Origin of the sequence: Pandoraea soli, assembly GCF_902459595.1 — a bacterium.
GTDB classification, from domain to species: Bacteria; Pseudomonadota; Gammaproteobacteria; order Burkholderiales; family Burkholderiaceae; genus Pandoraea; species Pandoraea cepalis.
The window spans coordinates 671,880-698,358 of the sequence record NZ_CABPSG010000001.1 but is presented as its reverse complement, the minus strand read 5'-3'; the positions used below and the strand labels follow the sequence as shown (position 1 = coordinate 698,358).

Below are 26,479 nucleotides of genomic sequence, written 5' to 3'. Positions count from 1 at the left end.
CGACCTCGCGCGTGACGGGTATGCACGTACGGCGACACAGTGCCGTGCGTGCGCGGGGTTAACTGGGTGGAACAGGTCGGCATCCTGGGCCGGCGTGTCGGACCGGTATTTTCCGAGTCGCCGCGATCATGGCGGCGCGAGGCCGGGCCGAGGTCGCGGTGCGGGCTCAAGCGTTGACCGGCGCGGCTTTCACGCGGGCGCGCACGTTGCGCTTTTGCGTCCAGTGGATGATGCGCAGCTCGCCCTCGGTCGTCTCGACCAGCGCCGAGAGGCTCTCCACCCAATCGCCGTCGTTGCAGTAGAGCAAGCCGTCGATCTCGCGAATCTCGGGCTTGTGGATGTGTCCGCACACCACGCCGTCGCAGCCACGGCGGCGCGCTTCGTCGGCCATCACGTGCTCGAAGGCGGAAATGAAGTTCACCGCGTTTTTCACCTGGTGTTTCAGATACTGCGACAGCGACCAGTACGGGAAGCCGAAGCGCGTGCGCACGCGATTGAACCAGCGGTTGAGCAGCAGGGTGAGGGTGTAGAGCGAGTCGCCCAGATACGCGAGCCACTTGGCGTGCTGAATCACGCCGTCGAACAGATCGCCGTGGGTGACCCACAGACGCTTGCCCGACAGTGTGGTGTGGAACGCCTCGTCGCGCACCGCAATGTCGCCGAACGCCAGCCCGCAGAACTGACGCGCCGCTTCGTCGTGATTGCCGGGCACGTAGATCACTTGCGTACCCTTGCGCGCGCGGCGCAGCATTTTCTGCACAACGTCGTTGTGCGCCTGCGGCCAGTGCCAGCCGCGTCGCAGATGCCAGCCGTCGATGATGTCGCCGACCAGGTACAGGTAGTCGGACTCGTGATGACGCAGGAAGTCGAGCAGGTAGTCCGCCTGGCAGCCTTGGGTGCCGAGGTGAATGTCCGAGAGCCAGATCGTACGGTAGCGGGTGATGCCGTCGGGGGGCGGGTCGAGGGGGTCGGGCGTGTCGGGCGGCAGTTCGATCGTGGTGGGAGGACTGGCGGGCGGGGCGGCGGGGCGGCCCGGTGGGGTGTCTGCGAAGTGACCGGCGCGAGCCGCAGGCGTTGGGATCGGCAACTCAAAGGTGGGGGTCGTCGTCATACCGGCTCGCACGTCGCGTTGAACATGCGTGCATTGCGCCACGATTTCGTGAAGCGACGATGACAGTCACGATCATGTCGCGAAAGTGGCGTCCAACGTCGCGACAATGCGACAGCCGGACCCGCGCCAGAATGGAACGTCTCGGATCAGACGGCGCGCGGCAATCCCTGGGCCACGCGCTCGAGCGTCTCGAGCACATGGGCGCGCACACGTGGATGCGTGCCGAGCGACACATGTCCGAGCCGGTCGAGCGCAATGTTGTGGGCACCGGGCAGCACGCAAGTGCTCACCGGGTAGACGACGTTGTCGTGGAACGTGTAAATCGACGTGATGCGAGCGCGTTGCGCTGGCGTCTCGCGACCGGCGAGCGCCGCGAGCCATTCGCTGCCGATGCCCATCTGGCGAGCGTTGGTGCCAATGCCGTGGCGCGCATGCAGGGTGCCGAAGTGCGGCGAGCCAAGCGTGATGGTGTGGGCGACCGGCAGGGTCGGCGCATGGCGCAGGCAGGCGCGTGCCGCGAGTCCGCCCATGCTGTGGCCGACGATGACGACGGGCAGCCGAGTGCGTTCGGCAAGGGTGCGAGCGGCGTTGGCAATCGTAGGGGCGTAATCGTCGATGTCGCCGAACATCGGGCCAAGATTGACGGCGTCGCAGTCGTAGCCCGCGTCGGCGAGGTGGCGCGAGAAACGCAGCCAGAACGCGCGGTTACAGCCGTAACCGTGCAACAGCAATACCGAGACGGGGCGCGCCGGGCCACGCGGCGAGGGCAGCCGGGCGGCGCTGAACCACGGTTGGCAGAGATCGAGCAGGAAGATCGATGCCGCGCATTCGTATGCCCATACGGCCGCATGGGTGCCGGCGGTGGCGCGCCGTTCCGGCGACGGGTCGCCCTGTGCGGCCATGGCGAAGCCGGCCGCAAGACCCATGGCGTGGGCGACGGGCAACCATAGCACCGTCCATAACAAGGTCGTCCAGGGGCTATGCCAAACCATCCATGTGGCGACGGCGACGACGAGCGACAGCCCGATTTCGATGCCACCGTAGATCAGGTGGGCGCGCGAGGCGCGCGGGGCAGGGCGGGCAGCGGGGGGCGCCGTGGTCATTTGCCCAGCACGCTCACGAGACGCGTGCCGGCGAGCCGGTCGTGTATGAACTGGTGATCCGGCGTCACCCGCATGGCCAAGGCCCAGAGCACGACCCAGCCGGTGAGCAACGCGACACTGCCCCAGCCCGTGAGTCCGAGTCCCCAGTCGAGCGCCATGGCCGGCAGTACCCACAACCATGCGAGCGCATAGCGCGCGACAGCGCGGGCGAACCGCACCGGTTGGCCATGCGCGTCGACCAGACGGATCTTCCACGTCTTCATTGCCAGCGTCTGGCCACCGTGGGTCCAGAACCACACGAAGTACGCGCCAAGGACGAGAAATAGCCAGGCTTGCATGGCGTGCCGGTGCATCAACCCGCTACGCTGCTGGGTGAGGGCGCTGAACAGGTAGCCGGCAAGGAACAGCACGCCGAAGAGCAGCAGCGATTCGTAGACCATCGAGAGCACGCGGCGGCGTAGCGTCGGCACGGCGTAGCCGCCCGGTTCGATGCCGGACAGCACATGTGGCAAGGGCGCGGCGTCTGGCGAGCGAGGCGGTGTGGCGGGCTGGGTGGCGGAGTCGGTCATCGCGGCGTGGTCTGGGATTTTTGTCGGGTGCCTCGCGCCCGTGCTGGCATGGGGCAGTGGCGGCGGGCACGTCGCGTCCTGTGCCGCACATTATGCGCAAGAATGCGCCAGGGAGCCAGCCGGTCGGCGGGGCGTTTCGCGCGCGCAAAGACAAACGGCCGCCCGGGGGCGGCCGTTGCGGCACGACGATGGCCTGGGTTGGCCGACGTCAGGCGTCAGTTGTGATGATAAATCTCGGCGTTGAAGACGGCGTCGCCATTCTTGTCGCCGTTTGCCGCGCCCGCGCTCGCCGGCGCCGCGCCTGGCGACGGTACGGCAGACGTCGGCATCGATTGCCCGGTCGCGGGTGCTGCCACGCCCGATGCCACCGGCGCCGGCAACGCGCCATTCTTGCCCGGGGTGCCCGCCTCCTTGCGATGTACTGCGGCGTATGGATTCTTCACGCCCGGGCGGCCCGACGGCGGCGCGCTGACCACGTTCGGACGGTTGGCCTGCTTTCTGTCGTCCGCGGCAAGGCGCTTTTTCTGTTCTTCGGTGAGTTGCTGATACTGCTGCCACATCTGCGCTTTTCGCTCAGGCGGCAGCGTCTTGGCGTTCTGATAACTCTCGCGCGCCAGCTTGCGCTGCTCGGGCGTCAGGCGGACCCAGTCCGCCATACGGTCATGCAGGCGCTTGCGGCCTTCCGGTGACAGCGTATGAAAGCGCTTGGCAATCTCGATCCACTTCTCGCGCTGGCGCTCGCTCATGCGATTCCAGTCCTGGGCGAGCGGCGCAAGCGCCTCTCGCTGGCTGGCCGTGAGCTTGGCCCAGTAACCGCCGGGCGATGCAACAGACACCACCGGGGCGCCGCTCGCGCCCGGGCCGCTGGCGGTCAGACTGCCGACCGGCCCATGGGTGGGGTTGGCGCCGCCGGGGGCGGATGCGCCGGCAATGACCGGAGGCACGTCGGACACCGCTTCAGGCGCGTGCGTGCGGCGCAGCGCGGCCGTGCCGGCGAGCGCGGCCACGATCAGTGCGGCGAGCAGAAGAAATACGTTGCGTCGCGTCACGGGGGGGGCTTGGGTAGAGGGGCTACTGGGCACGCTTCACATAGGCGTTGAAACCATGGTCGGCATAGGCCGACAACGGGAGTTCGTCGCTCAATACGGCGGCATCGATGTCTGCCAGATCCTGAATGTGTTGCTGATGCTCCCAGTACGCGAGCCCTGCCAGGCCGATCACCAATGCGGCGAGCGGCCAGAGCAGTCCGAGACGGCGCAGCTTGTCGAACGTGCGGTGCGGGCCGCCGGCTTCCGACGATGGCATGGCGCCGACACCGGCGAGCACCAGCGCCGGTTGCACGATGGCCACCGGTTCGGGTTTTTTGCGCGCGAGCGCCTCCTGGCGAGCGGCAGCCAGCCGGGCCGCGATATTCGGCGACGGCGCGTCGGACGCTTCGTCCAGCGCACGTCGCACGCGATGTGCGAAGCGGAGTTCCCTCGTTTCCAGATCGTGACTCATAACCTGATCCCTTTTGCCTTCAACGCCTGCGCCAATGCATGAGTGGCGCGCGAGCAGTGCGTCTTGACGCTGCCCTCCGAGCACCCCATCGTGGCGGCCGTCTCGGCAACGTCCATATCTTCCCAGTAACGCATGAGGAACGCTTCTCGTTGACGTGTCGGCAGTTTCTGAATTTCCGCGTCGATGAGCGAGAGGATTTCGGCGCGCGAAACGGTCTCTTCGCTGCTCTCGGTCTGCACAGACCCATCCTCGGCCAATAAGGTTTCCAGAGGATCGAAGTCGTCGCGTTCGTCGTCGCCCGGGCCCGCGAGATTCGAGAATAGCGTGACCCAGGTGTTACGCACCTTTTGCCGACGGAAATAGTCGTGAATCGCGTTCTGGAGAATGCGCGTGAACAGCAGCGGCAGGTCGGCCGGCGGCTTGTCGCCGTATTTCTCGGCCAGGCGGATCATCGCATCCTGAACGATATCGAGGGCGGCCTCGTCGTCGCGTACGGCATAGACGGCCTGCTTGAAGGCGCGCCGTTCGATGCCCGCGAGAAAATCCGCCAGTTCCTTGTCAGATGCCATCCGGTGGGGTGCACGCAGCGTTGCGCGCTGCGCCTGTGAAATGCCATGTAAGCGTAACGGCTACATAAAGATTTAGATAGCCGGTGCGGATGCTACCAAAAACGCGCTTTGCTGTAACCGCTTTTGCTTCCGGTGGTGCCCGTTTGCGACGGTGCCGGACTCGACGGCTTCCCATCGTGTAAAGATTGTGCCCCGACATGGGGCGGTGTGGGGAGTCCGCGAGGCTGACTTCGCAGTCATGCCGCGAATGCATAAACCCGCTTGACCATTTTGCTGCAAACCGGTATCGTTTCCAGTTCGCAATATCTGTGATTGTCTCAATATCGGCACGCCTATCCGGTGTGTCCATCATTCAGACGCGCAGCTTGAGCCCGAACCACAAGTTCGCGGGGAGAGCACCCGATCAAAATTTTTGCCGAAACTTTGAAAGGTCGACGATGAATATGCCAAGCGCGGAATTCTCCGAGGCGGAAGCTACACGCCACCAAAATACTTCCGAAGACATGATTGGCGCCGAGATTCTCGTGCGCTCGCTTCAGGAAGAAGGGGTCGAACATCTGTGGGGTTATCCCGGCGGTTCGGTTCTCTATATCTACGACGAACTCTACAAGCAGGACAAGATCCAGCACATCCTGGTGCGCCATGAGCAAGCCGCCGTGCATGCGGCCGACGCTTATTCGCGTTCCACCGACAAGGTTGGCGTGTGTCTCGTGACGTCCGGCCCCGGCGTGACCAATGCGGTCACCGGGATTGCCACGGCGTACATGGATTCGATCCCGCTCGTCATCATTACCGGGCAGGTGCCCACGGCCGCCATTGGCCAGGACGCCTTCCAGGAGTGCGACACGGTCGGTATCACCCGTCCGTGCGTCAAGCACAACTTCCTCGTGAAGGACGTGCGCGATCTCGCCGCGACCATCAAGAAAGCCTTCTACATCGCCAAGACGGGCCGTCCGGGCCCGGTGCTGGTCGATATTCCGAAGGACGTGTCCAAGGCGCGCTGCCGCTTCGAATATCCGAAATCGGTGTCGCTGCGCTCGTACAATCCGGTCACGAAAGGTCACTCGGGTCAGATCCGCAAGGCGATGAGCCTGCTGCTCTCGGCCAAGCGCCCCTATATCTATACGGGCGGCGGCATCATTCTGGCCGACGCGTCGAAGGAACTGAATCAGTTCTGCGACCTGCTCGGCTATCCGGTGACCAACACGCTCATGGGCCTGGGCGGGTATCGTGCGAGCGATCCCAAGTTCCTCGGCATGCTGGGCATGCACGGCACCTACGAAGCCAACATGGCCATGCAGCACTGCGACGTGCTCATCGCCATCGGCGCGCGCTTCGACGACCGTGTGATCGGTAATCCGGAGCACTTCTCCGAGCGTGCGCGCAAGATCATTCACGTCGATATCGACCCATCGTCGATTTCCAAGCGTGTGAAGGTCGATATCCCGATCGTCGGCGACGTGAAGGAAGTGCTGCGCGAGATGATCGAAAACCTGCAAACGGCGGAGCACGGCCCGGACACCGAAGCGCTGGCCGACTGGTGGAAGCAGATCGAGGAATGGCGCTCGCGCGATTGCCTCGCGTTCGATCGCCAGAGCGAAATCATCAAGCCGCAACATGTGGTCGAGACGTACTGGAAGCTCACCGACGGCGAGGCCTTCGTGTGCTCGGACGTTGGTCAGCACCAGATGTGGGCCGCACAGTACTACCGCTTCAACAAGCCGCGCCGTTGGATCAACTCGGGCGGCCTGGGCACGATGGGCTTCGGCCTGCCGGCGGCGATGGGCGTGAAGATGGCGCATCCGGATGCCGAAGTCGCCTGTATCACCGGCGAAGGCTCGATCCAGATGTGCATCCAGGAACTCTCGACGTGCCTGCAATACCGCACGCCGATCAAGATTCTGTCGCTCAACAACCGCTATCTGGGCATGGTTCGCCAGTGGCAGCAGATCGAGTACAGCAAGCGTTACTCCAGTTCGTACATGGACGCGCTGCCCGACTTCGTGAAGCTTGCCGAGGCGTACGGTCATGTGGGCATTCGCATCGAGAAGTCGTCGGACGTCGAGCCGGCACTGCGCGAGGCGTTGCGCCTGAAGGATCGTACGGTATTCATGGATTTCCAAACGGATCCCACCGAAAACGTCTGGCCAATGGTCCAGGCGGGCAAGGGCATCAGCGAGATGCTGCTTGGTTCGGAAGATCTGTAAGCCGAGGCGCGCGCCGACAGTCGCCGCCGGTCAGGCCGGCGCGGGCGCGACGTCCCTACACTAGGACAATCCGGGATACACCATGAGGCATATTATTTCTGTTTTGCTCGAGAACGAGCCGGGCGCGCTGTCGCGTGTGGTCGGCCTGTTTTCGGCGCGTGGTTACAATATCGAGACCCTCACCGTCGCGCCGACCGAAGATCGGTCGCTCTCGCGCATGACGGTGGTCACGACGGGCTCCGACGACATCATCGAACAGATCACCAAGCACCTGAACCGGCTCATCGAGGTGGTGAAGGTGGTCGATCTGACCGAAGGGGCGCATATCGAACGTGAGCTGATGCTCATCAAGGTGCGCGCCGTGGGCAAGGAGCGAGAAGAGATGAAGCGGATGTCGGATATTTTCCGCGGCCGCATCATTGACGTTACTGAAAAGACCTATACGATCGAACTCACCGGGAATTCGTCGAAACTCGACGCCTTCATCGACGGGCTCGATCGTACGGCGATTCTCGAGACGGTTCGTACCGGTGGCTCGGGCATCGGGCGCGGTGAGCGCATCCTGAAAGTCTGATCGGTAGCGGCAACGCGGTAAGCGGATTTCGATCCATTCTGATTTGAGTAATTTTTTGGCATTACGGGACAATTCCAAATGAAAGTTTTCTACGACAAAGACGCCGACCTCTCCCTCATCAAGGGCAAGCAAGTGACGATCATCGGCTATGGCTCGCAAGGCCATGCCCACGCCCAGAACCTGAAGGACAGCGGTGTGAACGTGACGGTCGGTCTGCGCAAGAATGGCGCTTCGTGGAACAAGGCGGTCAGCGCCGGCCTGAACACCAAGGAAGTGGCAGAAGCCGTGAAGTCGGCCGACATCGTCATGATGCTGCTGCCGGACGAGCAGATCGGCGACGTGTACAAGAACGAAGTGCATGGCAACATCAAGGAAGGCGCCGCTCTGGCCTTCGCGCACGGCTTCAACGTGCATTACGGCTGCGTGATTCCGCGCGCTGACCTCGACGTCATCATGATCGCCCCGAAGGCCCCGGGCCACACGGTGCGCTCGACGTACTCGCAAGGCGGCGGCGTGCCCCACCTGATCGCCGTGGCACAGGACAAGTCGGGCGCCGCGCGCGACATCGCCCTGTCGTACGCTGCCGCAAACGGCGGCGGCCGTGCCGGCATCATCGAGACGAACTTCCGCGAAGAGACGGAAACCGACCTGTTCGGCGAGCAAGCCGTGCTGTGCGGCGGTACCGTCGAGCTGATCAAGGCCGGTTTCGAGACGCTGGTCGAAGCCGGTTATGCGCCGGAAATGGCCTACTTCGAGTGCCTGCACGAACTCAAGCTGATCGTCGACCTGATCTACGAAGGCGGCATTGCCAACATGAACTACTCGATCTCGAACAACGCCGAGTATGGTGAGTACGTCACCGGCCCGCGCGTCGTGACCGAAGAGACGAAGAAGGCGATGAAGCAGTGCCTGACCGACATCCAGACCGGCGAATACGCCAAGTCGTTCATTCTGGAAAACAAGGCAGGTGCCCCGACCCTGATCTCGCGTCGTCGTATCACGGCCGAGCACCAGATCGAGCAAGTGGGCGGCAAGCTGCGCGCAATGATGCCGTGGATCGCCAAGAACAAGCTCGTCGACCAGTCGAAGAACTAAGTACGACGCGCCGCAAGATGCGTACGCCCGGCGGCTTGCGGGCGTCGCGCCGGCGGCGCACGGCAGGCGGCTTGGGCGCGTCAAGCGCATCGCGCGTTTGATCGCCGGAACCGCCGCGCCTGGCCGCCCGTTTTGCTGTAGCTGTCGCTATGGCAAGGCGGGCGGCTTTTTTCGTTGCGCCCCCGTATCGACCGTGAACTGGCGCCGTGGCGCCTCCATGTGGCCGGTTTTGCCGTGATGATGGCGATCTGTCGATTGGGGAAAATGTGTCGCCGCGCCGCGCGCATTGCTACAATGCCGCCACGTCACGGTTTGGCCCAATGCAGGCCGACCCGCTCACTCAACCGTTTTACCAAGGACGCGAGTTCAATCGCATGAATTATCCTCACCCGATCATTGCCCGCGAGGGCTGGCCCTTCCTGGGTATCGCCGTCGCCGTGGCGCTCGTCGTGCACTTCATGGCCGGCGTGCTGTGGGCCGCGCCGTTCTGGGTGATCGCCCTGTTCGTCCTGCAGTTCTTCCGGGATCCGCCGCGACAGGTGCCGCAGCAGGCCGGCGCCGTGCTCTCGCCCGCCGACGGCCGCATCGTGGCCATCGAAACCACGCAAGATCCGTACGCCGGCCGTGAAGCGCTGAAGATCAGCGTGTTCATGAACGTTTTCAACGTGCACTCGAATCGTGCCCCGGTTGACGGCACGGTGACCAAGGTGGAATATTTCCCGGGACGTTTCTTCAACGCGGATCTCGACAAGGCATCGCTCGAAAACGAGCGCAATGCGCTGGTGATCGACGTGGGTGGCCAGATCGTCACGAGCGTGCAGGTCGCAGGACTCATCGCGCGCCGGATTTTGTGCTACGCAAAGGTGGGCGATACGCTTTCGCGCGGTCAGCGTTACGGTTTCATTCGTTTCGGTTCGCGGGTCGACGTGTACCTGCCGCTGGGCTCGCGTCCGCGCGTGACCATCGGCGAGAAGGTGTCGGCCACCTCGACGATCCTCGCCGAGCTGTAAGCCGGTCGAGCCCGCGGACCGTGGCCGTGTACGGCGGCGCGACCTCCTGTCGTGCTTCACCGTGTCGCGGCCTGCAACGGCTTTCGCTTCTTGCGTTCCAATAGCGGTGATCCGTTGCGGGTTCGCCCGCCGCCATAGCATCGTCCAGGAGGTCCGGATGCCGGAAAACCGTCGCGGCCGCTTGCGCAACAATGTCAGGCATCTCTCGGCGATCAGCCGTCATAACCATTCATCCATAGAGCCATTGATGAACGAAGACCACGACCAGGGTGTGGAGGACGATCTGCCGGTGCGCCCGCGCAATCGCGGCATCTACCTGTTGCCGAACGCCTTTACGACCGCCGCGCTGTTCTGCGGCTTCTTCGCGATCGTGCAGGCCATGAACGATCGTTTCGAGCAGGCCGCCATCGCGATCTTCTTCGCCATGGTGCTCGATGGCATGGACGGGCGCGTGGCGCGTATGACCAACACGCAGAGCGCGTTCGGCGAGCAATACGACTCGCTCTCGGACATGACCTCTTTCGGCGTAGCGCCGGCGTTGGTGATGTACGAATGGATTCTCCACGAGATCGGCAAGTGGGGCTGGCTCGCGGCGTTCGTCTATGTCGCCTGCGCGGCCTTGCGGCTGGCGCGCTTCAATACGAATATCGGCGTGGTCGACAAGCGCTTCTTCCAGGGGTTGGCGAGTCCGGCGGCGGCGGCGCTGATTGCCGGTTTCGTGTGGATTACGATCGACAATAAATTGCCGGTCAACGTTTTCTGGATGCCCTGGGTGGCGTTCGGGCTGACGATCTACGCCGGGATGTCGATGGTATCGAATGCGCCGTTCTATAGTGGCAAGGCGCTCGATGTGCGCCAGCGGGTGTCATTCGGTGTGGTGCTGCTCTTCATGGTCGGCTTCATTCTCGTGTCGTCCGACCCGCCGCTGGTGCTCTTCGGCATGTTCTGCCTGTACAGCGTTTCCGGCTATGTGCTCTGGGCCTTCCGCTTCCTGAAGGGGCGCCGGCAGCGCATTTTCGGCGACGTCGACGAATAGCGGTGGCAAAACAAGGGGCGTCTCGGTGCGCCCCTTGTCACATTCGCCCGTCAGGCTTTCCGGGCGATGCTTTGCACTGATGCTGTAGTCTTGCGTGTGCAGGCGCGGAAGTTTCCCCCTGGCCCGGGCGGGTCGTGGTAACGCTGAGCCGACCCGGTGCCGTTTCCATAGTTCGACGTGACGAAGGAGCAAGCATGGGCATTCTGGACTTTGTGAAAGAAGCCGGCGAGGCATTGTTGGGTGGTCAGGCGCAAGCCGAGGCGCCCGCGCCGGGGCCTGACGCGGACGAAGCCAACCGCAACGCGGCCGACGCCATTGAGGCGTATATCAAGACGCAGAACCTCGATGCGACCGGTCTGACCGTCACGTTCGACGGCGCGTCGCGCACGGTGACGGTGTTCGGCGTGGCCCCGGATCAAGCGACGAAGGAAAAGATCCTGCTGTGCTGCGGCAACGTGAAGGGCGTCGAGAAGGTGGACGACCGGATGTCGGTGTCGACGGCGTCGACCGAGGCGACGTTTCACACCGTGGAGAAGGGCGACACCCTGTCGGCGATCTCGAAGAAGGTCTACGGTGACGCCAACCGATACAACACCATCTTCGAGGCCAACAAGCCGATGCTCTCCAGCCCGGACCGAATCTATCCGGGACAGGTGTTGCGCATTCCGGTAGCCTGATCGGCACTTGTCTCGTGATAACCAGCCCGGCGCCGTGCCGGGCTGTTCATTTGCGTCGCGGGCGGGTCTCAGGCGCGCGAACGCCTGTCTGCATGCGGCTTGCAGGCCGCGCCGCGCGTTGCGAAATCACCCGATTGCGACTATATTGGCGCTCATGATTTCAGGCGCCACCCCGGCTTCGGGCCGTCCTCTCGCACCGCCCACGCTACGCCGTTGCCCCGTCCGCGGGCCGGCCATGCCTGCGCGCGTCGCGCGCTGATTCCCTCCCGGTAGTTGCCCGCCCGTTCGACGCTCTGTCTGCCCGTGTTGCCTGCTGCGTGAGCACAGTGTCGTGGGCGGCGAGGCGTCCTTCGGCATGCGAATGCGACGCCCCCGAACATCAAGAACAAACTGAACCCTACAAGATCCCCACAGGAGAAAGTCATGGCCGACAAGCTGATCATTTTCGATACGACCTTGCGCGACGGTGAACAGTCGCCCGGCGCGTCGATGACGCGTGATGAGAAGATTCGCATCGCCCGTCAGTTGGAGCGTTTGCGCGTGGACGTCATCGAAGCCGGCTTCGCCGCCAGCTCGAACGGCGACTTCGAGGCCATCCGGGACATTGCCGGCATCATCAAGGACAGTACCGTCTGCTCGCTTGCGCGTGCCAATGACCGCGATATCGCGCGCGCCGCCGAGGCCCTCAAGGGCGCGAACTCGTCGCGTATCCATACGTTCATCGCCACGTCGCCGCTGCACATGGAGAAGAAGCTGCGCATGAGCCCGGATCAGGTGTTCGAGCAGGCGAAACTCGCGGTGCGGTATGCGCGTCAGTTCACCGACAATATCGAATTTTCACCGGAAGACGGCAGCCGCTCCGAGCTGGATTTCCTTTGCCGCGTGCTGGAAGCCGTCATCAACGAAGGCGCGACGACCATCAACGTGGCCGATACCGTCGGTTATGGCGTGCCGGAACTCTACGGCCAACTCGTGCGCACGCTGCGCGAGCGTGTGCCGAATTCGGACAAGGCGGTCTGGTCGGTGCACTGCCACAATGACCTGGGCATGGCCGTGGCGAATTCGCTGGCGGGTGTGCAGTTGGGCGGGGCGCGTCAGATCGAGTGCACGATCAACGGTCTGGGCGAGCGCGCGGGCAATACCGCGCTCGAAGAAGTCGTGATGGCGATCAAGACCCGCAAGGATTACTTCGGCCTGGAACTCGGCATCGACACGACGCAAATCGTGCCCGCGTCGAAGCTCGTCTCGCAGATCACCGGCTTCAGCGTTCAGCCGAACAAGGCCGTGGTGGGCGCCAACGCCTTCGCGCACGCCTCGGGCATCCACCAGGACGGTGTGCTCAAGGCGCGCGATACCTACGAGATCATGCGGGCGGAAGATGTGGGCTGGACCGCCAACAAGATCGTGCTCGGCAAGCTCTCGGGCCGTAACGCCTTCAAGCAGCGCCTTCAGGAGCTGGGCATCGAGATGGCGTCGGAGCAGGACGTGAATGCGGCGTTCGCCCGCTTCAAGGAACTGGCTGACCAGAAGTCCGAAATCTTCGACGAGGACATTCTGGCGATCGTCTCGAACGAAGCACAGGCCGACAGCAGCGAGCATTTCCATCTCGTGTCGATGGCGCAGCACTCCGAGACGGGCGAGCGCCCGAGCGCCCGCGTGGTCTTCACCGCGCAGGGCAAGGAACTTATGGGAGACGCCGAGGGGAACGGCCCGGTCGACGCCGTGCTCAATGCCATCGAATCGCAGGTGCAAAGCGGCGCCGAGCAACTGCTGTATTCGGTGAACGCGATCACGACGGGTACGCAATCGCAGGGGGAGGTGACGGTGCGACTGTCGAAGGGCGGGCGCATCGTGAATGGCGTGGGCACGGATCCGGACATCGTCGCGGCGTCTGCCAAGGCCTATCTGTCCGCGCTCAACAAGCTGTATTCGAAGGCCGAGAAGCTCAACCCGCAGTTGACGCCGTAATTCGGGGCGCAGTGGCGCCCTTGACGACCGCGGCATTGACGTGAGAACGCCCGCATCCGGAAATCCGGCGTGCGGGCGTTTTGCTGTGGATGGCGTTTGAAGTACGATCAGAACAGGTCGTGGTTGAACTTCTCGTGCAGCGGATCGGGGCTGATCTGGGTGGTCTTGACGATGCCGTTCGCATCGAAGTAGAAGTTCATCATCGAGTACCAAACGTCGTCTTGCTTGAAGCGATAGGACCAGACTTCGCGCTTCATGAGCGGAAAGTACGACGTTTCGACCGGCTCGCCGAAGTGATGAAGCACGTCGGTTTTCGTCCACTTGTCGATCTCGACCTTGTTGAACTCTGGCGTCGAGAGTACTTGAGCGGTGCCGAGCAGACGGCCTTGTGCGTCGAAGTCGGCGGCGATCGTCTCTTCGCCGAACGGCTTGGTCGGGTAGAGCCAGCGGGTCACGCCGGGGGCGAGCGGATAGACTTCCCTCGGTTTGCCCAGCCTTGCCTGCACCTCGGCCTGCGACGTGTTGGGAGAAAATGTTTGCCACGGGGGGGTGTAGCAGCCGCTCAGCGATAGCGCGAGTGCACCGCCCAAGAGCCAGCGCAGTACTGCGGCGGGGCGTGAAGCGCCGGAAAATACGGAGGAGGTGTTCGGGGGGGCGATGCCCGCGCGTACCCGAGTCGAATCAGTCATGAATGGCCTCGCGTCAGAGGAAGACGGCCGCAGAGCGGCATGCCGATAGCATACCGCCGTGTGACGCGTCCCGGGGCAGGTCGGCTTGCCGGGGGCGGGTGGGGACGTTATGATTCGCGCCGACACAGTCTCAGAGGCTTCGATGAAAGTTCATGTCTTGCTGGCGCGCTTGAGCGCGGTGTTCTGCGCCGCCGGCCTGCTGGCCGCGACCAGCCTTGCTCACGCGGCACCGCCGATCCGGCTGGCGCTCATCGAGGGGATGAGCGGCCCCTTCGGCAATGCGGGCGCCATGGTCGAGCGCAATTTGCGCTTCGCGATCGAGCGCGTGAATGCGCGCGGTGGGGTGAAGTTGCGCGACGGCGCCCATCCGTTCGAGTTGACGGTGTTCGACAGCAAGGGTGGCGTCGAAGACAGCCTGGTGCAACTCAAGGCCGCCGGCGATCTGGGCATTCCGTTCGTCTTCCAGGGCAACAGTTCGGCCGTTGCGTCGGCATTGATCGATGCCATTAACAAGCGCAACGCACGCGAGCCCGGGCAGCGCATGCTGTTCTTCAATTACTCGGCCGTCGACACGGCGCTCACCAACGAGCAGTGCAGCTTCTGGCATTTCGCCTTCGACGCCAATGCCGCCATGCGCATGCAGGCGTTGACCGAGGCCATCAAGCAAGACCCGAGCATCCAGAAGATCTACCTGCTCAACCAGGACTACAGCTTTGGCCGGCAGGTCGCCGGGCTCGCCCGTCAGATGATTGGCGCGAAGCGCCCGGACGTGCAGATCGTGGGTGAACAGTTCAGCCCTGTGGGGCGCGTGAAGGATTTCACGCCCTATCTTGCGCGCATTCGCGCGGCAGGCGCCGATACGGTGGTGACGGGGAGTTGGGGCAACGACCTGACCTTGCTCGTCAAGGCCGCGCGCGAACAGGGGATGGAGCTCAAGTTCTACACGTTCTATGGCAACGCCCTCGGTGCGCCGGCCGCACTGGGCGAGGCGGGAGTTGGCCGCGTGTACGCCGTGGCCGAATGGCACCCGAACGTGGGCGGCGAGGCGTCGGATGCGTTCTACAAGGCGTTCCGTGCGCGTTATCCGGAGGCGCGCGACGACTATGCGCTGCTGCGCATGAGCGTGATGGTCGACATGATTGCCGCATCGCTCGAACAGGCCGGTACCACCGATGTGACGACCGTGGCGCGGGCGCTGCAGAATCGCCGGATTCGCGAGGCGCCGGTCGATGCATGGATGCGTCCGAACGACCATCAGATGATCGAGCCGTTATACGTGTCGGTCATGCGCCGCGCGGGCGAGCCGGGGGTGAAGTTCGACAACGAAGGCTCGGGCTTTGGATTCAAGACGGTGCTCGAGCTGCCCGCCAGCAAGGTGGCGTTGCCGAGCACTTGCCGGATGGCCCGCCAGCGGTGAGCGCCCGGGAAGGCAGGCAGGGCCGGCGTGATGGAAGTGAATAATTGGTCGAAATTTTCCGGATAATTCGTTGAAATATTCCAGATTATTCGGCTCGATTCCCGGTTTTTGGCGCGCAAAGCGTTCGCTCGGCCCCCGTCTGAAGCGGCGTGGCGAGGAAAAGTATGGCGCCCGGTGGGCAACTCCCGTATAATCGCGCACTTGCAGTTTTGTTTATGTGCGGCAATGCCGCGCATGTTTTTGTAAGTTCACGGCACGGCCATTCTTCCGTGACCGCGTGTATCCAAAGGAAAGCAAATGACTACCGCAATGACCAAAAAGTCGGACGTCGTGGCGCAATTCGCCCGTGCCGCTAACGATACCGGCTCCCCCGAAGTGCAAGTTGCGCTGCTCACCACGCGCATCAACGAACTGACGCCGCACTTCAAGGCGCACATGAAGGATCACCACAGCCGCCGCGGTCTGCTGCGCATGGTGAGCCGTCGCCGCAAGCTGCTCGATTACCTCAAGGGCAAGGACGCAGATCGTTACCGCGCCCTGATCGAGAAGCTGGGCCTGCGTAAGTAAGCGATTACGATTACGACGAGATGCCTGTATCAGCGTGCTGATGCAGGCATTTTGTTTTTGGGCGCTCCCTGACGGATGCTCTGAGAATGTCTGTCAGGGAGCGAACCTCACCGTTGGGCTGGGTTCTCCCGGTTCCCACAGTTCCCACTTTATGGGGCCTCGTCGATAAGCAGGGCTTGTGTCATTCCAGCGTCGCCCGAGCGATGCAAGTGCCTACGCGCCAAGGTGCCGGGCAACGCTGGAATGGCATAACACTCCCCCCTGCGAGGCGTCGGGATCACCCCGGCAGCGATATCGCGCCGCTGCTGCATTCGCGCGATTCGATATAGGAGTGCAAATGTTCAATAAAGTCGTCAAGTCTTTCCAATGGGGACAAAACACGGTTCGCATGGAGACGGGTGAGATTGCTCGCCAGGCATCCGGTGCCGTGCTCGTCGACATGGACGATACGGTCGTGCTGGCCACGGTTGTGGGCTCGAAGAGCGCCAAGTCGGGCCAGGATTTCTTCCCGCTGACCGTCGACTATCTGGAAAAGACTTACGCCGCCGGCAAGATCCCGGGTGGCTTCTTCAAGCGTGAAGGCCGTCCGTCGGAAAACGAAACGCTGACGTCGCGCCTGATCGACCGTCCGATCCGCCCGCTCTTCCCGGAAGGCTTCTACAACGAAGTCCAGGTTGTTGTGCAGGTCGTGTCGCTGAACCCGGAAGTGCCGGCGGATATCCCGGCCCTGATCGGTGCTTCGGCCGCGCTGTCGATCTCCGGTCTGCCGTTCAACGGCCCGGTCGGCGCCGCCCGCGTGGCCTACGTTGACGGTCAGTACGTGCTGAACCCGTCGCGTGAGCAAATCGCCCAGTCGAAGCTCGACCTCGTCGTTGCCGGTACGGAGCAAGCCGTGCTGATGGTCGAATCGGAAGCGAAAGAGCTGCCGGAAGACGTGATGCTGGGCGCTGTGGTGTTCGGTCACGATCAAATGCAAACGGCGATCAACGCCATTCACGATCTGGTGCGCGACGCAGGCAAGGCCGAGTGGGATTGGGCCCCGGCCGCGAAGAATGAAGCGCTGATCGCACAAGTGTCGGCACTGGCGGACGCCTCGCTGCGCGCCGCTTACCAGACGCGCGAAAAGCAAGCGCGTACGCAACAACTGCGTGCCGTGACCAGCGACGTCATCGCCAAGCTGGGCGAAGCGGCGAGCGCCAAGGGCGAAGCTGCGCCGGACAACATCGAAGTGGGCAACATCCTGTTCGATCTGGAAGCCAAGATCGTGCGTAGCCAGATTCTGGCTGGCGAGCCGCGTATCGACGGCCGCGACACGCGCACCGTGCGCCCGATCTCGATCCGCACTGGCGTGCTGCCGCGTGCCCACGGCTCGGCGCTGTTCACTCGTGGCGAAACGCAGGCCCTCGTGGTGGCCACGCTCGGTACCAAGAGCGACGAGCAGATCATCGACGCGCTGCAAGGCGAGTACCGTGATCGCTTCATGCTGCACTACAACTTCCCGCCGTTCTCGACGGGTGAAACGGGTCGCGTGGGTTCGCCCAAGCGTCGCGAAATCGGTCACGGCCGTCTGGCCAAGCGCGCTTTGGTGGCGTGCCTGCCGGGCGCCGACGATTTCGGTTACACCGTGCGTGTGGTGTCGGAAATCACCGAATCGAACGGTTCGTCGTCGATGGCCTCGGTGTGCGGCGGTAGCCTCGCCATGCTGGATGCCGGTGTGCCGCTGACCGCGCCGGTCGCCGGTATCGCCATGGGCCTGATCCTCGAAGGCAACAAGTTTGCCGTGCTGACCGATATTCTCGGCGACGAAGATCACCTGGGCGACATGGACTTCAAGGTGGCGGGTACGTCGAGCGGCGTCACCGCACTGCAGATGGACATCAAGATCCAGGGCATCACGAAGGAGATCATGCAGGTCGCCCTGGCGCAAGCCAAGGAAGGCCGTCTGCATATTCTCGACAAGATGGCGCAAGCGCAGTCGGGCGTGCGTACGGAGCTGTCGGAATTCGCGCCGCGCATGGTCACCATCAAGATCAACCCGGAAAAGATCCGCGACGTGATCGGCAAGGGCGGTTCGGTGATCCGTGCACTGACGGAAGAAACCGGCACGAGCATCGATATCTCGGACGACGGCGTGGTGACGATTGCCAGCCCGAGCGCCGAAGGCATTGCGGAAGCGAAGCGTCGCATCGAGTTGATCACCGTGGAAGTCGACGTGGGCCAGGTGTACGACGGTACCGTGCTGAAGCTGCTCGAGTTTGGCGCGATCGTGTCGGTGCTGCCGGGCAAGGATGGTCTGCTGCACATTTCCGAAATCGCCAACGAGCGTATCAAGGACATCAACGAGTACCTCAAGGAAGGCCAGGCGGTACGCGTGAAGGTGATCCAGCAGGACGACAAGGGTCGTCTGCGCCTGTCGCACAAGGCGCTGACGGACGAAGAAAAGCAGGGTAGCCCGGCGCTGGTCAAGCGCGAAGGCGACGTCCAGTAATTCCGGTGTCGGTATGAGGTTCGGCGGCGCGCGTTGGCGTGTCGCTGTGCCAACGAAGACGGCGACGCTTGCGCGTCGCCGTTTTTTTATCCATCGCACGGATCGGCAAAATAATGCGGAAAAAATGCGAGAAGGGTATTTACAGGAAATGGGTTTGTCTTTAGAATCTCACTTCTCTGTTCGGGGGGTATAGCTCAGCTGGGAGAGCGCTTGCATGGCATGCAAGAGGTCAGCGGTTCGATCCCGCTTACCTCCACCACGGATTCCGAGGCTTGATTTTCACGCGCATCGAACAAGCAAGATTCTTGCAAAAACGATGCAAATCACTTGAAAATAAAGCTTCACAAGCGAAGAAATGTTGTTTAGAATAGCGTTCTTCGCGAAATGCAGTAAAGCGGAACAGACAAGATTGTGACGATTTTGTCCCCTTCGTCTAGAGGCCTAGGACATCACCCTTTCACGGTGAGTACAGGGGTTCGAATCCCCTAGGGGACGCCAGAATTGGTGCCGGTAGCGAGTCGGTATCAGTTTGAAAATGCCATGCGGTTGGTGGCGTAAAGCCCGCTGAAAGTTTGGCGGGTTTTTTTGTCGGTTTTGGAGCGGTAGTTCAGTTGGTTAGAATACCGGCCTGTCACGCCGGGGGTCGCGGGTTCGAGCCCCGTCCGCTCCGCCAAAACCTAAGCAGTTCGGCAATCTGCGCGTAACAACGCTGCAGTGTCGAATCGCTAGCAGGAAAGCAAAGTGAATCACATCACGATGCTGCAGCAAGTTTGGAGCGGTAGTTCAGTTGGTTAGAATACCGGCCTGTCACGCCGGGGGTCGCGGGTTCGAGCCCCGTCCGCTCCGCCAAACGAAGAAAGCCCAGGCTGATGCCTGGGCTTTTTTTATCTCTCGACGTTCATCATTTCGAGTCCTGCAACGGGGCTTTCAGGGCGTTTCGATACCGTTTTCTTCCCATGTATGTCGCCCTGAAAGTGCGTGCGGATTTTTCGCGCGATTTCTCGAAAATGTGAAAATCGTGCGCATTGATGCTGGGCGTGGATCGCGTGCGGTAAGCCATCGTGCCGTGGCGATGTCCCGAGTTGGCCGGAGGCGAGTGGGATCAGCCTTTGACGCGTACGATCCAGCGCAGATAGAGCAGCAGGCCGAAAGCGGCGACCGCCAGGCTCGCGCTGTTGGCGAACCAGAATCCTGCGGCGCCATGTAGCCACGCCGGGGACAGTCCGCCGACATCGAAGCCCAGCACATAACCGCCCCCCAGTCCGACGCCCCAGAGCGATACGGCATAGATGACGGTCGGGATCACGGCAACTTTCCATGCGCGCAACACGAAGACGGCGCTCACCTGCAAGGCATCGAATACGTGATAGCAGGCGACGATGGCGAGCAACGGCGTCGCGACCGCCGCGACCAGTGGATCTGACGTATAAGCCGCCAACACCCACGGCCGGCAGAGTCCCATGACGGTCGCCAGCAACACGCCCAGCAGGCCGGCAAACTCGACGCCGCGGCGTCCGACGCGGCGCGCCAAGCGAAAGTCACGCTTGCCGATGGCCTGCGCGGTGAGCGTCGCCGTCGCAATCGCAATCGACATCGGCAGCATGTACATGAGCGCGCCGAGGTTCGCGGCAATCTGGTGACCTGCGAGTGTCACGTCGCCCAGGCGTGCAATGAAGATGGCCATGAACGAGAACGCCGTCACTTCGATCAGGTAGCTCAGTCCCATGGGGATGCCGAGTTTGAGCAGCGCGCGAATTGCTGGCCAGTGCGGCCAGCAGAATCGGGAGAAGATGGCGAAGTCACGCAACTTCGCGTGGCGCGCCATCAATGTGAGCCCGAGCGCACATGACACCCAGTTGATAGCGGTTGTGGCAATGGCGCAGCCGGTGCTGCCGAGTGCCGGGATGCCCAGCCGTTCGACGCCGTAAATCAGCGCCAGATTCAGCGGGACTTTCAAGGTCAGCCCCGTCACCTGAATGGCCATGACGATGCGTGGCTGTGCCACGGCGGTGGACAGCGAGGAGTACACACGAAAGAGCAGCGCGGCGGGCAGGCCGAACGCGAGAATCTGGAGATAGGCGCTCGCGCGCGCTTCGAGTTCGGGGGACGCTTCAGAGAGTCGCAGAATGAACTGCGGATGCGATAGCAGCAGGACACCCGGCACGGCGAGGAACCCGGCGAGCCAGAACGCCTGACGCACTTCCTCGCCGATGCTTTCGCGCTCTCCCGCCCCGAAGCGCTGCGCGGCGATCGGGGAGAGCGCCACGAGCACGCCCATCAGGCCGACATACACCGTGATGTAGATCGACCCGCCGAGTGCGAGCGATGCGAGATCGAACGCCGAGGCGCGACCAACCATTGCCGTGTCCATCACCCCGAAGGCGATGACGGCCAACTGGCCGATGAGCACCGGCCAGGCCAGTTCGGCAATGCGTTTGATGTCGTGCCACATGGCGTTGCGCGAGCGTCGCTAGGGATGGGGGGGGGTTAGCGCGGACGCGCCCCGCGTCGCCCCGGACGCTCCTGCAATACATAGAGGCGGAAGCGCTCGTCACGGTCGGCTGCGCGGCGGCCTTCCCAGAGCTGACGCCATTCGTAGGGCGCCAGCGACAGCGGTTCGCTGTAGTCCTGCGAGTCTTGACGCAACAGGACGTCGCAATCGTCGTTGGCCGTGCCGAAGCGCATCTTGCCGAAGTAGGCGAACGACGCGAGCTGCGCGTCGCCGACGCGGGCCGTACGAATGCACGTGTAATCGGCCGGCAGATGGGCGGCGATCTGTGCCGCCACGTCGCGATAGGTTCTGCCGTAGTTCACGACGGGCAGCCACAGCGTCATGAGCAATACCCACATGAGGGTCGTGCCGCCGGACGATAGCACCACGCTTCGCCACATGACTTTCGGGCTGCGCGACACGCGCCACGCCACCAGTGCGACCCAGGCGCCCGTGACGATCAGGGCGCTGATCAGCGTGACCCAACTGAACTCGGGGGCGAAGCCCGGGACCAGGCGCCGCAGATTGCGCGCCGTGGAGGCCGGGAAGCCGGTGATGCCGGCGAGCCAGACGATCCAGACGAAGCCTGCCAGCACGGTAAACGACAGCACGGCGAACCAGTCGATAGCGTTGACCGTGCCGCGCTTGAGGGTGGGCAGGCCGAAAGCGGCGATGATCGACAGCGCGGGCAGCGCCAGCATGAAGAGCTGATTGCCCTGATGCGCCTGCAGCACGATCAGCACGAGAATCACGACTGCAAAGGCCAGGGGAATCGCGATGTGCGGTGCGCGTCGCATGCCGCGCCACGAGTAGAGCGACCACGCGGCGAGCGGCCATGCGGGCCAGGCAAACAGCGCCAGGTTCTTGGCGATGTAGCTCAGCGAGGCGAGCGTCGGGCCGCTGAAGGTGTCCATGCCGATATCCGTCCACTCGCCGAGCCATTGGCGTGCGCCGCTGGCAAATTTGAGTGCCGCAAGCGGCCACGTGCACGCGATGAGCAGCGTCACCGGGGTGGAGATCAGCAGCAGCATGCGCAAGGGCAGGGCGCGGCAGACAATGGCTGCCGCAATCCCCGCGAACCAGAGCGAGAGCGTCATCAGCGGCGAGGACGCGAGCGCCATGCCACCCAGGGCGAGGCCGAACCAGACGGCGCCCTGGCGCGGTTTGTCGAGGCTGCGTACGAGGCCGTAAATCGCCATCGAGATGAGGGTGAGCTGTCCGACGGCGGCCGTAGTCTCGTGCCCGCGCTCGGCCAGCCCGAAGCAGGCCAGCAGAATCAGCAGGGCGCCGTCCGCGAGCGTGCGTCCATAGTCGCGCGGTTCTGGCTCGCCACCAAAGGCGTATTTGAACGGTTGCACTTCGGGGCGGCGACCCAGCAGATAGGTGCCGTACCAAATGAACGTGCAGGTGGCGTAGAAGCACAGCCCGGTGACAATGCGCGCGGCGTCGGGCGCGTCGAGCCACGAGAAGGCGCGTATGGCGAGCGCACCAAGCCACGAGACGAGCGGGCCGGTGTCGTAAATGGGTTTGCCGGCGATGTTCGGCAGTAGCCAGTCGGACAACTGACCGTGCGCCATCGTCCACATGACGCCGAAACCTGCGGCGTCTTCGTTCTTCCACGGATCGCGACCGAACAACCCCGCCAGCACATAGATGACACAAATGGCGATCAGCAGCGAACGCGGTAGCGCGCTGGTGGCGGAGGCGGTGATGCGAACTCGTTTCATAGGCCGGACGACAGGATCGGCACGGCGGCCGGATCGGGGAGACTCAGAGGGCGAGCCGGAACGGGCTCGAAGGTGAAACTCGGGGTGCTGCTCAGGGCGAAACTAAGGGAAAACTCGGGGAAATCGGAAAAACCGACAGTATGACAGTAACCCGTGCGGTGGCGCAGGCCAGACCCAAGAAAAAAGGGCAGCCTGAGCTGCCCCTTTCCAATGCTTTCTCCAACGCCGGGGTGTTGCCCCCGAGGTGCTGACCCGTCAGTGTCTGCCGGGCCCCGCATCGCGTTGTGTGGCGCGTCGCCGATAAAACTTAGGCGATCTTGCCGCCGGCGCGGTTGCCGAACTTCTGGCGGAACTTGTCGACGCGGCCAGCCGTGTCCATGATGCGTTGTTCGCCGGTGTAGAAGTTGTGCGAAGCCGACGACGTTTCGATCTTCACGAGCGGGTAGCTCTTGCCATCCTTCTCGGCCGTTTCCTTGGTGTGGATCGTCGAGCGGGTGATGAATTCGAAGTCGACGCCGGGCGTCATGTCGCGGAACAGGACTTCGCGGTATTCGGGGTGAATGCCTTCTTTCATGATGTACCTTGGGTTAGGTCGGTAGCCAGTCTGCGCGGGAGGAGGTTCGCCCGAGGTCGTTACCCCAGGAGGCACCCCGTTGGTCCGCTAACGCCATCGTCGCCATGCGACGGGAGGGACGTCAACCACTTTCCGGGTGAGTAAAACGCGCATTATGCCATGAAAACAATGACTTTCGCAACGTTTTCACGGGGCGCTGGCGGGCGTGGTCGCCGCTGTGTCGGGCGTAGCGTCGCCGGTGCCGGCGCTCACCGCCGGATCTTGCAGGAAATAGCGCGAGAACAGCGCGTACAAGGCGGGATAGGCGTCGCGGAAGGCCTCCGGGGCCACAAAGAACGCCTCGGCGCAAACGGCGAAGAACTCCGATTCGTGTTCGGTGGCGTAGGGGTCGAGCAGCGACGACGAGGCAAACGCGTCCCAGTGGGCATCGGAAACGTTGGATACATCGTGGCAGAACGCCTCGTATGCGGGATCGAAGACGTCACACCAGGCTTCGGGCGTGAGCTCGCCATGCACGCGCCGCAGCATCGGCGGCACGCCGTCGGCCTCGCCGCCTTCCATGTCGATCTTGTGGACGAACTCGTGAATCACCACGTTGTACGCCAGGACATCGCTCGCTTGCACGTCCTGCCATGACAGAACGACAGGGCCGCCTTCCCACGCTTCGCCGCTCGCCTCCTGAGCGATGTCGTGCACCACGCCTGCTTCGTCTTGCACGGTTTTACGAATCAGGAACTCGCCGGGATACAGCACGATACCCGACCAACCGCGATACAGCGCGCTCGGCAGATTGAGAATCGGCAGGCAGGCCTGCGCGGCCACCGAGACACACATCGCTTCGGTCAACGGCAGGTCGTGCGCCGTCGAAAAGTGTTTGCGGCCAAGGAAATCGGTCGCGAGCGCCCGCAGCTTGTCGAGGTCGGCCGCGCTGCGGCGTGTCAGGAATGGCAGGGCGCCGACCACCTCGTGCCAGACGGCATCGTCGATCGTGGGGCGTGCGCGGGCGCGTCGGAGGCGGGCGAGCAGGGTTCGGAGCATGAGGAGCGAAGTCGGATGTTTTGACGCAGTCGCGGTGAATGTCAGGACCGGTCGGCGGGGCGGTGGATGCCATGGTGGGCGACGCGCGGCGGCGGCACTCAGTCCGGCAGCACCTTGCCCGGATTCATCAGCCCGAGCGGGTCGAGGGCTGTCTTCAGCGTGCGCATCAGCGCGAGTTCGATCGGAGACTTGTAATGCGCCGAGGCATCGCGTTTGAGTTGCCCGAGGCCATGCTCCGCGCTGATGGTGCCGTGATGGGCATGCACGCTGTCGTGCACGGCGGCGGTGACGGCCGTCTGATACTGGTGAAGGAATTGGGCGGGATCGACGCCCTCGGGCGCCATCACGTTGTAGTGCAGATTCCCGTCGCCCAGATGCCCGAAGGTGACCATGCGGGCGCCGGGCGCCAGGCGCTGCACGATCGGGTCGGTGGCTTTGAGAAACGCAGGCACCTGCGACACCGGCACGGCGATGTCGTGCTTGATGTTCAGCCCCGTGGCCGACTGCGCCAGCGGAATGCTCTCGCGCAAGTGCCAGAGCGCATTCGATTGCGCCAGGCTGTTCGCGACAATGGCGTCGCGCACGATCCCCTGATCGACGGCCGCGCTCAGCAAGCGCTCCAGCAGATCGCGCGCGTGCGCTTCACTCTCGTTGTCCGACAGTTCGAGCAGCACAGTCTGGGCATGCGGTTGCGCGAACGGATAACGCTGCTGAGGGAAGACTTGCGCCACGAGTTGAAGGCAGAAGTGAGACATCAACTCGAAGCCCGTGAGCAGCGGGCCAGCCATGCGTTGCGCCAGATTCAGGAGGGCCAGGGCGTGCGCCGGGCTGTCCAGGGCGGCGAGCGCCGTCATGCGCGTCACGGGCTGTGCGAAGAGCTTGAGTGTCGCCGCGGTAATCAGCCCGAGTGTGCCCTCCGCACCGATAAACAGATCGCGGAGATCGTAGCCGGTGTTGTCCTTGCGCAGGCCGCGCAAGCCCTCCCACACTTCGCCTTGCGGCGTGACCACCTCGAGGCCGAGGCACAGTTCGCGCGTATTGCCGTATCGCAAGACGGCGGTGCCGCCGGCATTTGTCGCGAGATTGCCGCCGATCGTACAACTGCCCTCGGCGGCCAGGCTCAGCGGGAAGAGGCGCTCCGCGCTAGCGGCCGCTGCCTGCACGTTCGCCAGCAGACAGCCGGCCTCGGCAGTCAGGGTCATGTTCTCGGCATCCACCTGTCGGATGCGATCGAGACGGCGCAAGCTGATGAGCACCTGACGCCCGCTCGTGTCGGGCGTCGCGCCGCCGGCGAGGCCCGTGTTGCCGCCTTGCGGCACCATCGGCACGCCGTGCCTGACACACAGGCGCACGAGGGCGGCGACCTGTGCGGCGTCGGCGGGGCGAAGCACGGCGAGGGCGCGTCCGGTGTAGCGTTTGCGTTGATCGGTGAGGTAGGCGCCCGTGTCCGCGGCCTCGAGCAGAACGTGGTCACGGCCCAGCAGGTCACGGCACGCGGTGAGGAAGGAGGAGTCGTTCATGTCAAGGGGCGTCACACGATTCGCGCGATCCAAGGTTGGGTAACGCTGAGTCTCGCGGGCAGGCGCTAACGCGCGGCTGCGGCGCGGGCTTTCGCGGCTCGCTTGAAGGGCCGCAGATAAAAGATCGTCGAGAAGAAAAAGACGACGGACAGCGCCGTCTCGATCCACGCGAGCGAGGCCGACGCGCCCGTGTCCGTCATGCCGCGCACGACGCCTTCGGCAAGAAACAGCAGGATGAACATGCTCGACCACTGCAACGTATACAGGTTGCCGCGCAGCACGCCGCGCAGCGGCAGCAGCAACAGCAACGCCTTGAGTACCAGCCACGAGCCGCCGGGACGTAGCGGCGCGAGCCACAACTCCCAGGCGAGCGACAGTGCAATCAACGCCAGCAGGCTCGTTACGCTGGTCAGCCGCAACCCACGGGCCCCGCCGGAGGCGGCTGGCATCGGCGGTGACGTGCGTGGGGGCTGCGCGTGCGCACGCTGGGCATCGGTGCTTGGGGGCATGTCGGGCGGTGTAGCAGTCATGGGCTTGTCGTGAGGGCCG

The 26,479-nt window shown here is 63.5% G+C and carries 23 protein-coding genes and 4 tRNA genes; 14 read left to right on the top strand and 13 right to left on the bottom strand.

Annotated features, from left to right (window positions below; translation table 11 throughout):
• Positions 1–166: 166 nt before the first annotated feature.
• The 6 genes from PSO31014_RS02945 to PSO31014_RS02920 all read right to left on the bottom strand — a co-directional run bounded on the left by PSO31014_RS02945 (position 167) and on the right by PSO31014_RS02920 (position 4,852).
• Positions 167–1,087: a UDP-2,3-diacylglucosamine diphosphatase gene (locus PSO31014_RS02945; RefSeq protein WP_425494841.1), complete on the bottom strand. Its 921-nt coding sequence runs from the start codon at positions 1,085–1,087 to the stop codon at positions 167–169.
• A gap of 170 nt (positions 1,088–1,257) precedes the next feature.
• Positions 1,258–2,214, bottom strand: coding sequence for an esterase/lipase family protein (locus PSO31014_RS02940; protein ID WP_150550215.1), 957 nt, complete (start codon positions 2,212–2,214; stop codon positions 1,258–1,260).
• Positions 2,211–2,783: an RDD family protein gene (locus PSO31014_RS02935; protein ID WP_150550214.1), complete on the bottom strand. Its 573-nt coding sequence runs from the start codon at positions 2,781–2,783 to the stop codon at positions 2,211–2,213. Before PSO31014_RS02935 ends, PSO31014_RS02940 begins: the two co-directional genes overlap by 4 nt.
• A gap of 215 nt (positions 2,784–2,998) precedes the next feature.
• Complete coding sequence (locus tag PSO31014_RS02930; protein ID WP_174976351.1) at positions 2,999–3,832, bottom strand: DUF3106 domain-containing protein; 834 nt, start codon at positions 3,830–3,832, stop codon at positions 2,999–3,001.
• Positions 3,833–3,854: 22 nt separating this feature from the next.
• Positions 3,855–4,283 (bottom strand): DUF3619 family protein, encoded by a 429-nt coding sequence (locus tag PSO31014_RS02925; protein WP_150550212.1) that lies wholly within the window; start codon positions 4,281–4,283, stop codon positions 3,855–3,857.
• Entirely contained in the window at positions 4,280–4,852 is a 573-nt protein-coding gene (locus tag PSO31014_RS02920) for an RNA polymerase sigma factor (RefSeq protein ID WP_017233284.1), read from the bottom strand. Before PSO31014_RS02920 ends, PSO31014_RS02925 begins: the two co-directional genes overlap by 4 nt.
• 437 nt (positions 4,853–5,289) lie before the next feature.
• Here PSO31014_RS02920 and PSO31014_RS02915 point away from each other — a divergent pair, with 437 nt between their 5' ends.
• From PSO31014_RS02915 to PSO31014_RS02885, 7 genes are all read left to right on the top strand, one after another.
• A complete protein-coding gene (locus tag PSO31014_RS02915; protein ID WP_150550211.1) occupies positions 5,290–7,059 on the top strand; it encodes an acetolactate synthase 3 catalytic subunit in 1,770 nt (589 codons plus the stop codon).
• Between the two features lie 82 nt (positions 7,060–7,141).
• Entirely contained in the window at positions 7,142–7,633 is a 492-nt protein-coding gene (ilvN, locus tag PSO31014_RS02910; RefSeq protein ID WP_039374158.1) for an acetolactate synthase small subunit, read from the top strand.
• A 78-nt stretch (positions 7,634–7,711) separates the two neighbouring features.
• Positions 7,712–8,728 carry a ketol-acid reductoisomerase gene (gene ilvC / locus PSO31014_RS02905; protein ID WP_150550210.1) on the top strand — a complete coding sequence of 339 codons (1,017 nt, stop codon included), beginning with the start codon at positions 7,712–7,714 and terminating at the stop codon, positions 8,726–8,728.
• A 374-nt stretch (positions 8,729–9,102) separates the two neighbouring features.
• Positions 9,103–9,738 carry a phosphatidylserine decarboxylase gene (locus tag PSO31014_RS02900; RefSeq protein WP_150550209.1) on the top strand — a complete coding sequence of 212 codons (636 nt, stop codon included), beginning with the start codon at positions 9,103–9,105 and terminating at the stop codon, positions 9,736–9,738.
• A gap of 157 nt (positions 9,739–9,895) precedes the next feature.
• Positions 9,896–10,774, top strand: coding sequence for a CDP-diacylglycerol--serine O-phosphatidyltransferase (gene pssA / locus PSO31014_RS02895; protein WP_150550208.1), 879 nt, complete (start codon positions 9,896–9,898; stop codon positions 10,772–10,774).
• 194 nt (positions 10,775–10,968) lie between these two features.
• Entirely contained in the window at positions 10,969–11,451 is a 483-nt protein-coding gene (gene lysM / locus PSO31014_RS02890) for a peptidoglycan-binding protein LysM (RefSeq protein ID WP_150550207.1), read from the top strand.
• 423 nt (positions 11,452–11,874) lie between these two features.
• On the top strand, positions 11,875–13,419 hold the full coding sequence (locus PSO31014_RS02885; RefSeq protein WP_150550206.1) for a 2-isopropylmalate synthase: 1,545 nt from the start codon (positions 11,875–11,877) through the stop codon (positions 13,417–13,419).
• A gap of 107 nt (positions 13,420–13,526) precedes the next feature.
• On the opposite strand, the gene PSO31014_RS02880 is transcribed toward PSO31014_RS02885, so the two are convergent.
• On the bottom strand, positions 13,527–14,108 hold the full coding sequence (locus PSO31014_RS02880; RefSeq protein ID WP_246176191.1) for a hypothetical protein: 582 nt from the start codon (positions 14,106–14,108) through the stop codon (positions 13,527–13,529).
• A 142-nt stretch (positions 14,109–14,250) separates the two neighbouring features.
• On the opposite strand from PSO31014_RS02880, the gene PSO31014_RS02875 reads away from it, so the two are divergent.
• From PSO31014_RS02875 to PSO31014_RS02845, 7 genes are all read left to right on the top strand, one after another.
• On the top strand, positions 14,251–15,525 hold the full coding sequence (locus PSO31014_RS02875) for a branched-chain amino acid ABC transporter substrate-binding protein (RefSeq protein ID WP_150550205.1): 1,275 nt from the start codon (positions 14,251–14,253) through the stop codon (positions 15,523–15,525).
• A gap of 297 nt (positions 15,526–15,822) precedes the next feature.
• Positions 15,823–16,092, top strand: a complete 270-nt coding sequence (gene rpsO / locus PSO31014_RS02870) for a 30S ribosomal protein S15 (RefSeq protein ID WP_017233294.1) — start codon at positions 15,823–15,825, stop codon at positions 16,090–16,092.
• Between the two features lie 331 nt (positions 16,093–16,423).
• A complete protein-coding gene (pnp, locus tag PSO31014_RS02865; RefSeq protein WP_150550204.1) occupies positions 16,424–18,580 on the top strand; it encodes a polyribonucleotide nucleotidyltransferase in 2,157 nt (718 codons plus the stop codon).
• A 183-nt stretch (positions 18,581–18,763) separates the two neighbouring features.
• Positions 18,764–18,839: transfer RNA gene (locus tag PSO31014_RS02860), tRNA-Ala, on the top strand.
• Between the two features lie 163 nt (positions 18,840–19,002).
• Positions 19,003–19,078: transfer RNA gene (locus PSO31014_RS02855), tRNA-Glu, on the top strand.
• 98 nt (positions 19,079–19,176) lie between these two features.
• Positions 19,177–19,253, top strand: a tRNA-Asp gene (locus PSO31014_RS02850).
• Positions 19,254–19,352: 99 nt separating this feature from the next.
• Positions 19,353–19,429: transfer RNA gene (locus tag PSO31014_RS02845), tRNA-Asp, on the top strand.
• Between the two features lie 253 nt (positions 19,430–19,682).
• Here PSO31014_RS02845 and PSO31014_RS02840 read toward each other — a convergent pair.
• The 6 genes from PSO31014_RS02840 to PSO31014_RS02815 all read right to left on the bottom strand — a co-directional run bounded on the left by PSO31014_RS02840 (position 19,683) and on the right by PSO31014_RS02815 (position 26,379).
• Positions 19,683–21,032 (bottom strand): MATE family efflux transporter, encoded by a 1,350-nt coding sequence (locus PSO31014_RS02840; protein ID WP_150550203.1) that lies wholly within the window; start codon positions 21,030–21,032, stop codon positions 19,683–19,685.
• A 35-nt stretch (positions 21,033–21,067) separates the two neighbouring features.
• Positions 21,068–22,798 carry an ArnT family glycosyltransferase gene (locus PSO31014_RS02835; RefSeq protein WP_150550202.1) on the bottom strand — a complete coding sequence of 577 codons (1,731 nt, stop codon included), beginning with the start codon at positions 22,796–22,798 and terminating at the stop codon, positions 21,068–21,070.
• A gap of 307 nt (positions 22,799–23,105) precedes the next feature.
• Positions 23,106–23,372 (bottom strand): type B 50S ribosomal protein L31, encoded by a 267-nt coding sequence (locus PSO31014_RS02830; protein WP_017233299.1) that lies wholly within the window; start codon positions 23,370–23,372, stop codon positions 23,106–23,108.
• Positions 23,373–23,558: 186 nt separating this feature from the next.
• The gene (locus PSO31014_RS02825) at positions 23,559–24,410 is read right to left on the bottom strand and encodes a M90 family metallopeptidase (RefSeq protein WP_150550201.1); all 852 of its coding nucleotides are present in this window, start codon (positions 24,408–24,410) and stop codon (positions 23,559–23,561) included.
• Positions 24,411–24,508: 98 nt separating this feature from the next.
• Positions 24,509–25,930 (bottom strand): FAD-binding oxidoreductase, encoded by a 1,422-nt coding sequence (locus tag PSO31014_RS02820; RefSeq protein WP_150550200.1) that lies wholly within the window; start codon positions 25,928–25,930, stop codon positions 24,509–24,511.
• A 65-nt stretch (positions 25,931–25,995) separates the two neighbouring features.
• The gene (locus PSO31014_RS02815; RefSeq protein ID WP_150550417.1) at positions 25,996–26,379 is read right to left on the bottom strand and encodes a DUF2069 domain-containing protein; all 384 of its coding nucleotides are present in this window, start codon (positions 26,377–26,379) and stop codon (positions 25,996–25,998) included.
• Between the last annotated feature and the right edge of the window lie 100 nt (positions 26,380–26,479).

Excerpts from the sequence above, each read along its gene's own strand:
- PSO31014_RS02830 (WP_017233299.1), bottom strand. The coding sequence starts at position 23,372 with ATGAAAGAAGGCATTCACCCCGAATACCGCGAAGTCCTGTTCCGCGAC.
- ilvC (WP_150550210.1), top strand. The coding sequence starts at position 7,712 with ATGAAAGTTTTCTACGACAAAGACGCCGACCTCTCCCTCATCAAGGGC.
- ilvN (WP_039374158.1), top strand. The coding sequence starts at position 7,142 with ATGAGGCATATTATTTCTGTTTTGCTCGAGAACGAGCCGGGCGCGCTG.
- PSO31014_RS02920 (WP_017233284.1), bottom strand. The coding sequence starts at position 4,852 with ATGGCATCTGACAAGGAACTGGCGGATTTTCTCGCGGGCATCGAACGG.
- PSO31014_RS02875 (WP_150550205.1), top strand. The coding sequence starts at position 14,251 with ATGAAAGTTCATGTCTTGCTGGCGCGCTTGAGCGCGGTGTTCTGCGCC.
- PSO31014_RS02820 (WP_150550200.1), bottom strand. The coding sequence starts at position 25,930 with ATGAACGACTCCTCCTTCCTCACCGCGTGCCGTGACCTGCTGGGCCGT.
- PSO31014_RS02840 (WP_150550203.1), bottom strand. The coding sequence starts at position 21,032 with ATGTGGCACGACATCAAACGCATTGCCGAACTGGCCTGGCCGGTGCTC.
- PSO31014_RS02815 (WP_150550417.1), bottom strand. The coding sequence starts at position 26,379 with ATGCCAGCCGCCTCCGGCGGGGCCCGTGGGTTGCGGCTGACCAGCGTA.
- rpsO (WP_017233294.1), top strand. The coding sequence starts at position 15,823 with ATGACTACCGCAATGACCAAAAAGTCGGACGTCGTGGCGCAATTCGCC.
- PSO31014_RS02900 (WP_150550209.1), top strand. The coding sequence starts at position 9,103 with ATGAATTATCCTCACCCGATCATTGCCCGCGAGGGCTGGCCCTTCCTG.
- PSO31014_RS02885 (WP_150550206.1), top strand. The coding sequence starts at position 11,875 with ATGGCCGACAAGCTGATCATTTTCGATACGACCTTGCGCGACGGTGAA.
- PSO31014_RS02825 (WP_150550201.1), bottom strand. The coding sequence starts at position 24,410 with ATGCTCCGAACCCTGCTCGCCCGCCTCCGACGCGCCCGCGCACGCCCC.
- PSO31014_RS02915 (WP_150550211.1), top strand. The coding sequence starts at position 5,290 with ATGAATATGCCAAGCGCGGAATTCTCCGAGGCGGAAGCTACACGCCAC.
- lysM (WP_150550207.1), top strand. The coding sequence starts at position 10,969 with ATGGGCATTCTGGACTTTGTGAAAGAAGCCGGCGAGGCATTGTTGGGT.
- pssA (WP_150550208.1), top strand. The coding sequence starts at position 9,896 with ATGCCGGAAAACCGTCGCGGCCGCTTGCGCAACAATGTCAGGCATCTC.
- PSO31014_RS02880 (WP_246176191.1), bottom strand. The coding sequence starts at position 14,108 with ATGACTGATTCGACTCGGGTACGCGCGGGCATCGCCCCCCCGAACACC.
- PSO31014_RS02835 (WP_150550202.1), bottom strand. The coding sequence starts at position 22,798 with ATGAAACGAGTTCGCATCACCGCCTCCGCCACCAGCGCGCTACCGCGT.
- PSO31014_RS02940 (WP_150550215.1), bottom strand. The coding sequence starts at position 2,214 with ATGACCACGGCGCCCCCCGCTGCCCGCCCTGCCCCGCGCGCCTCGCGC.
- PSO31014_RS02935 (WP_150550214.1), bottom strand. The coding sequence starts at position 2,783 with ATGACCGACTCCGCCACCCAGCCCGCCACACCGCCTCGCTCGCCAGAC.
- PSO31014_RS02925 (WP_150550212.1), bottom strand. The coding sequence starts at position 4,283 with ATGAGTCACGATCTGGAAACGAGGGAACTCCGCTTCGCACATCGCGTG.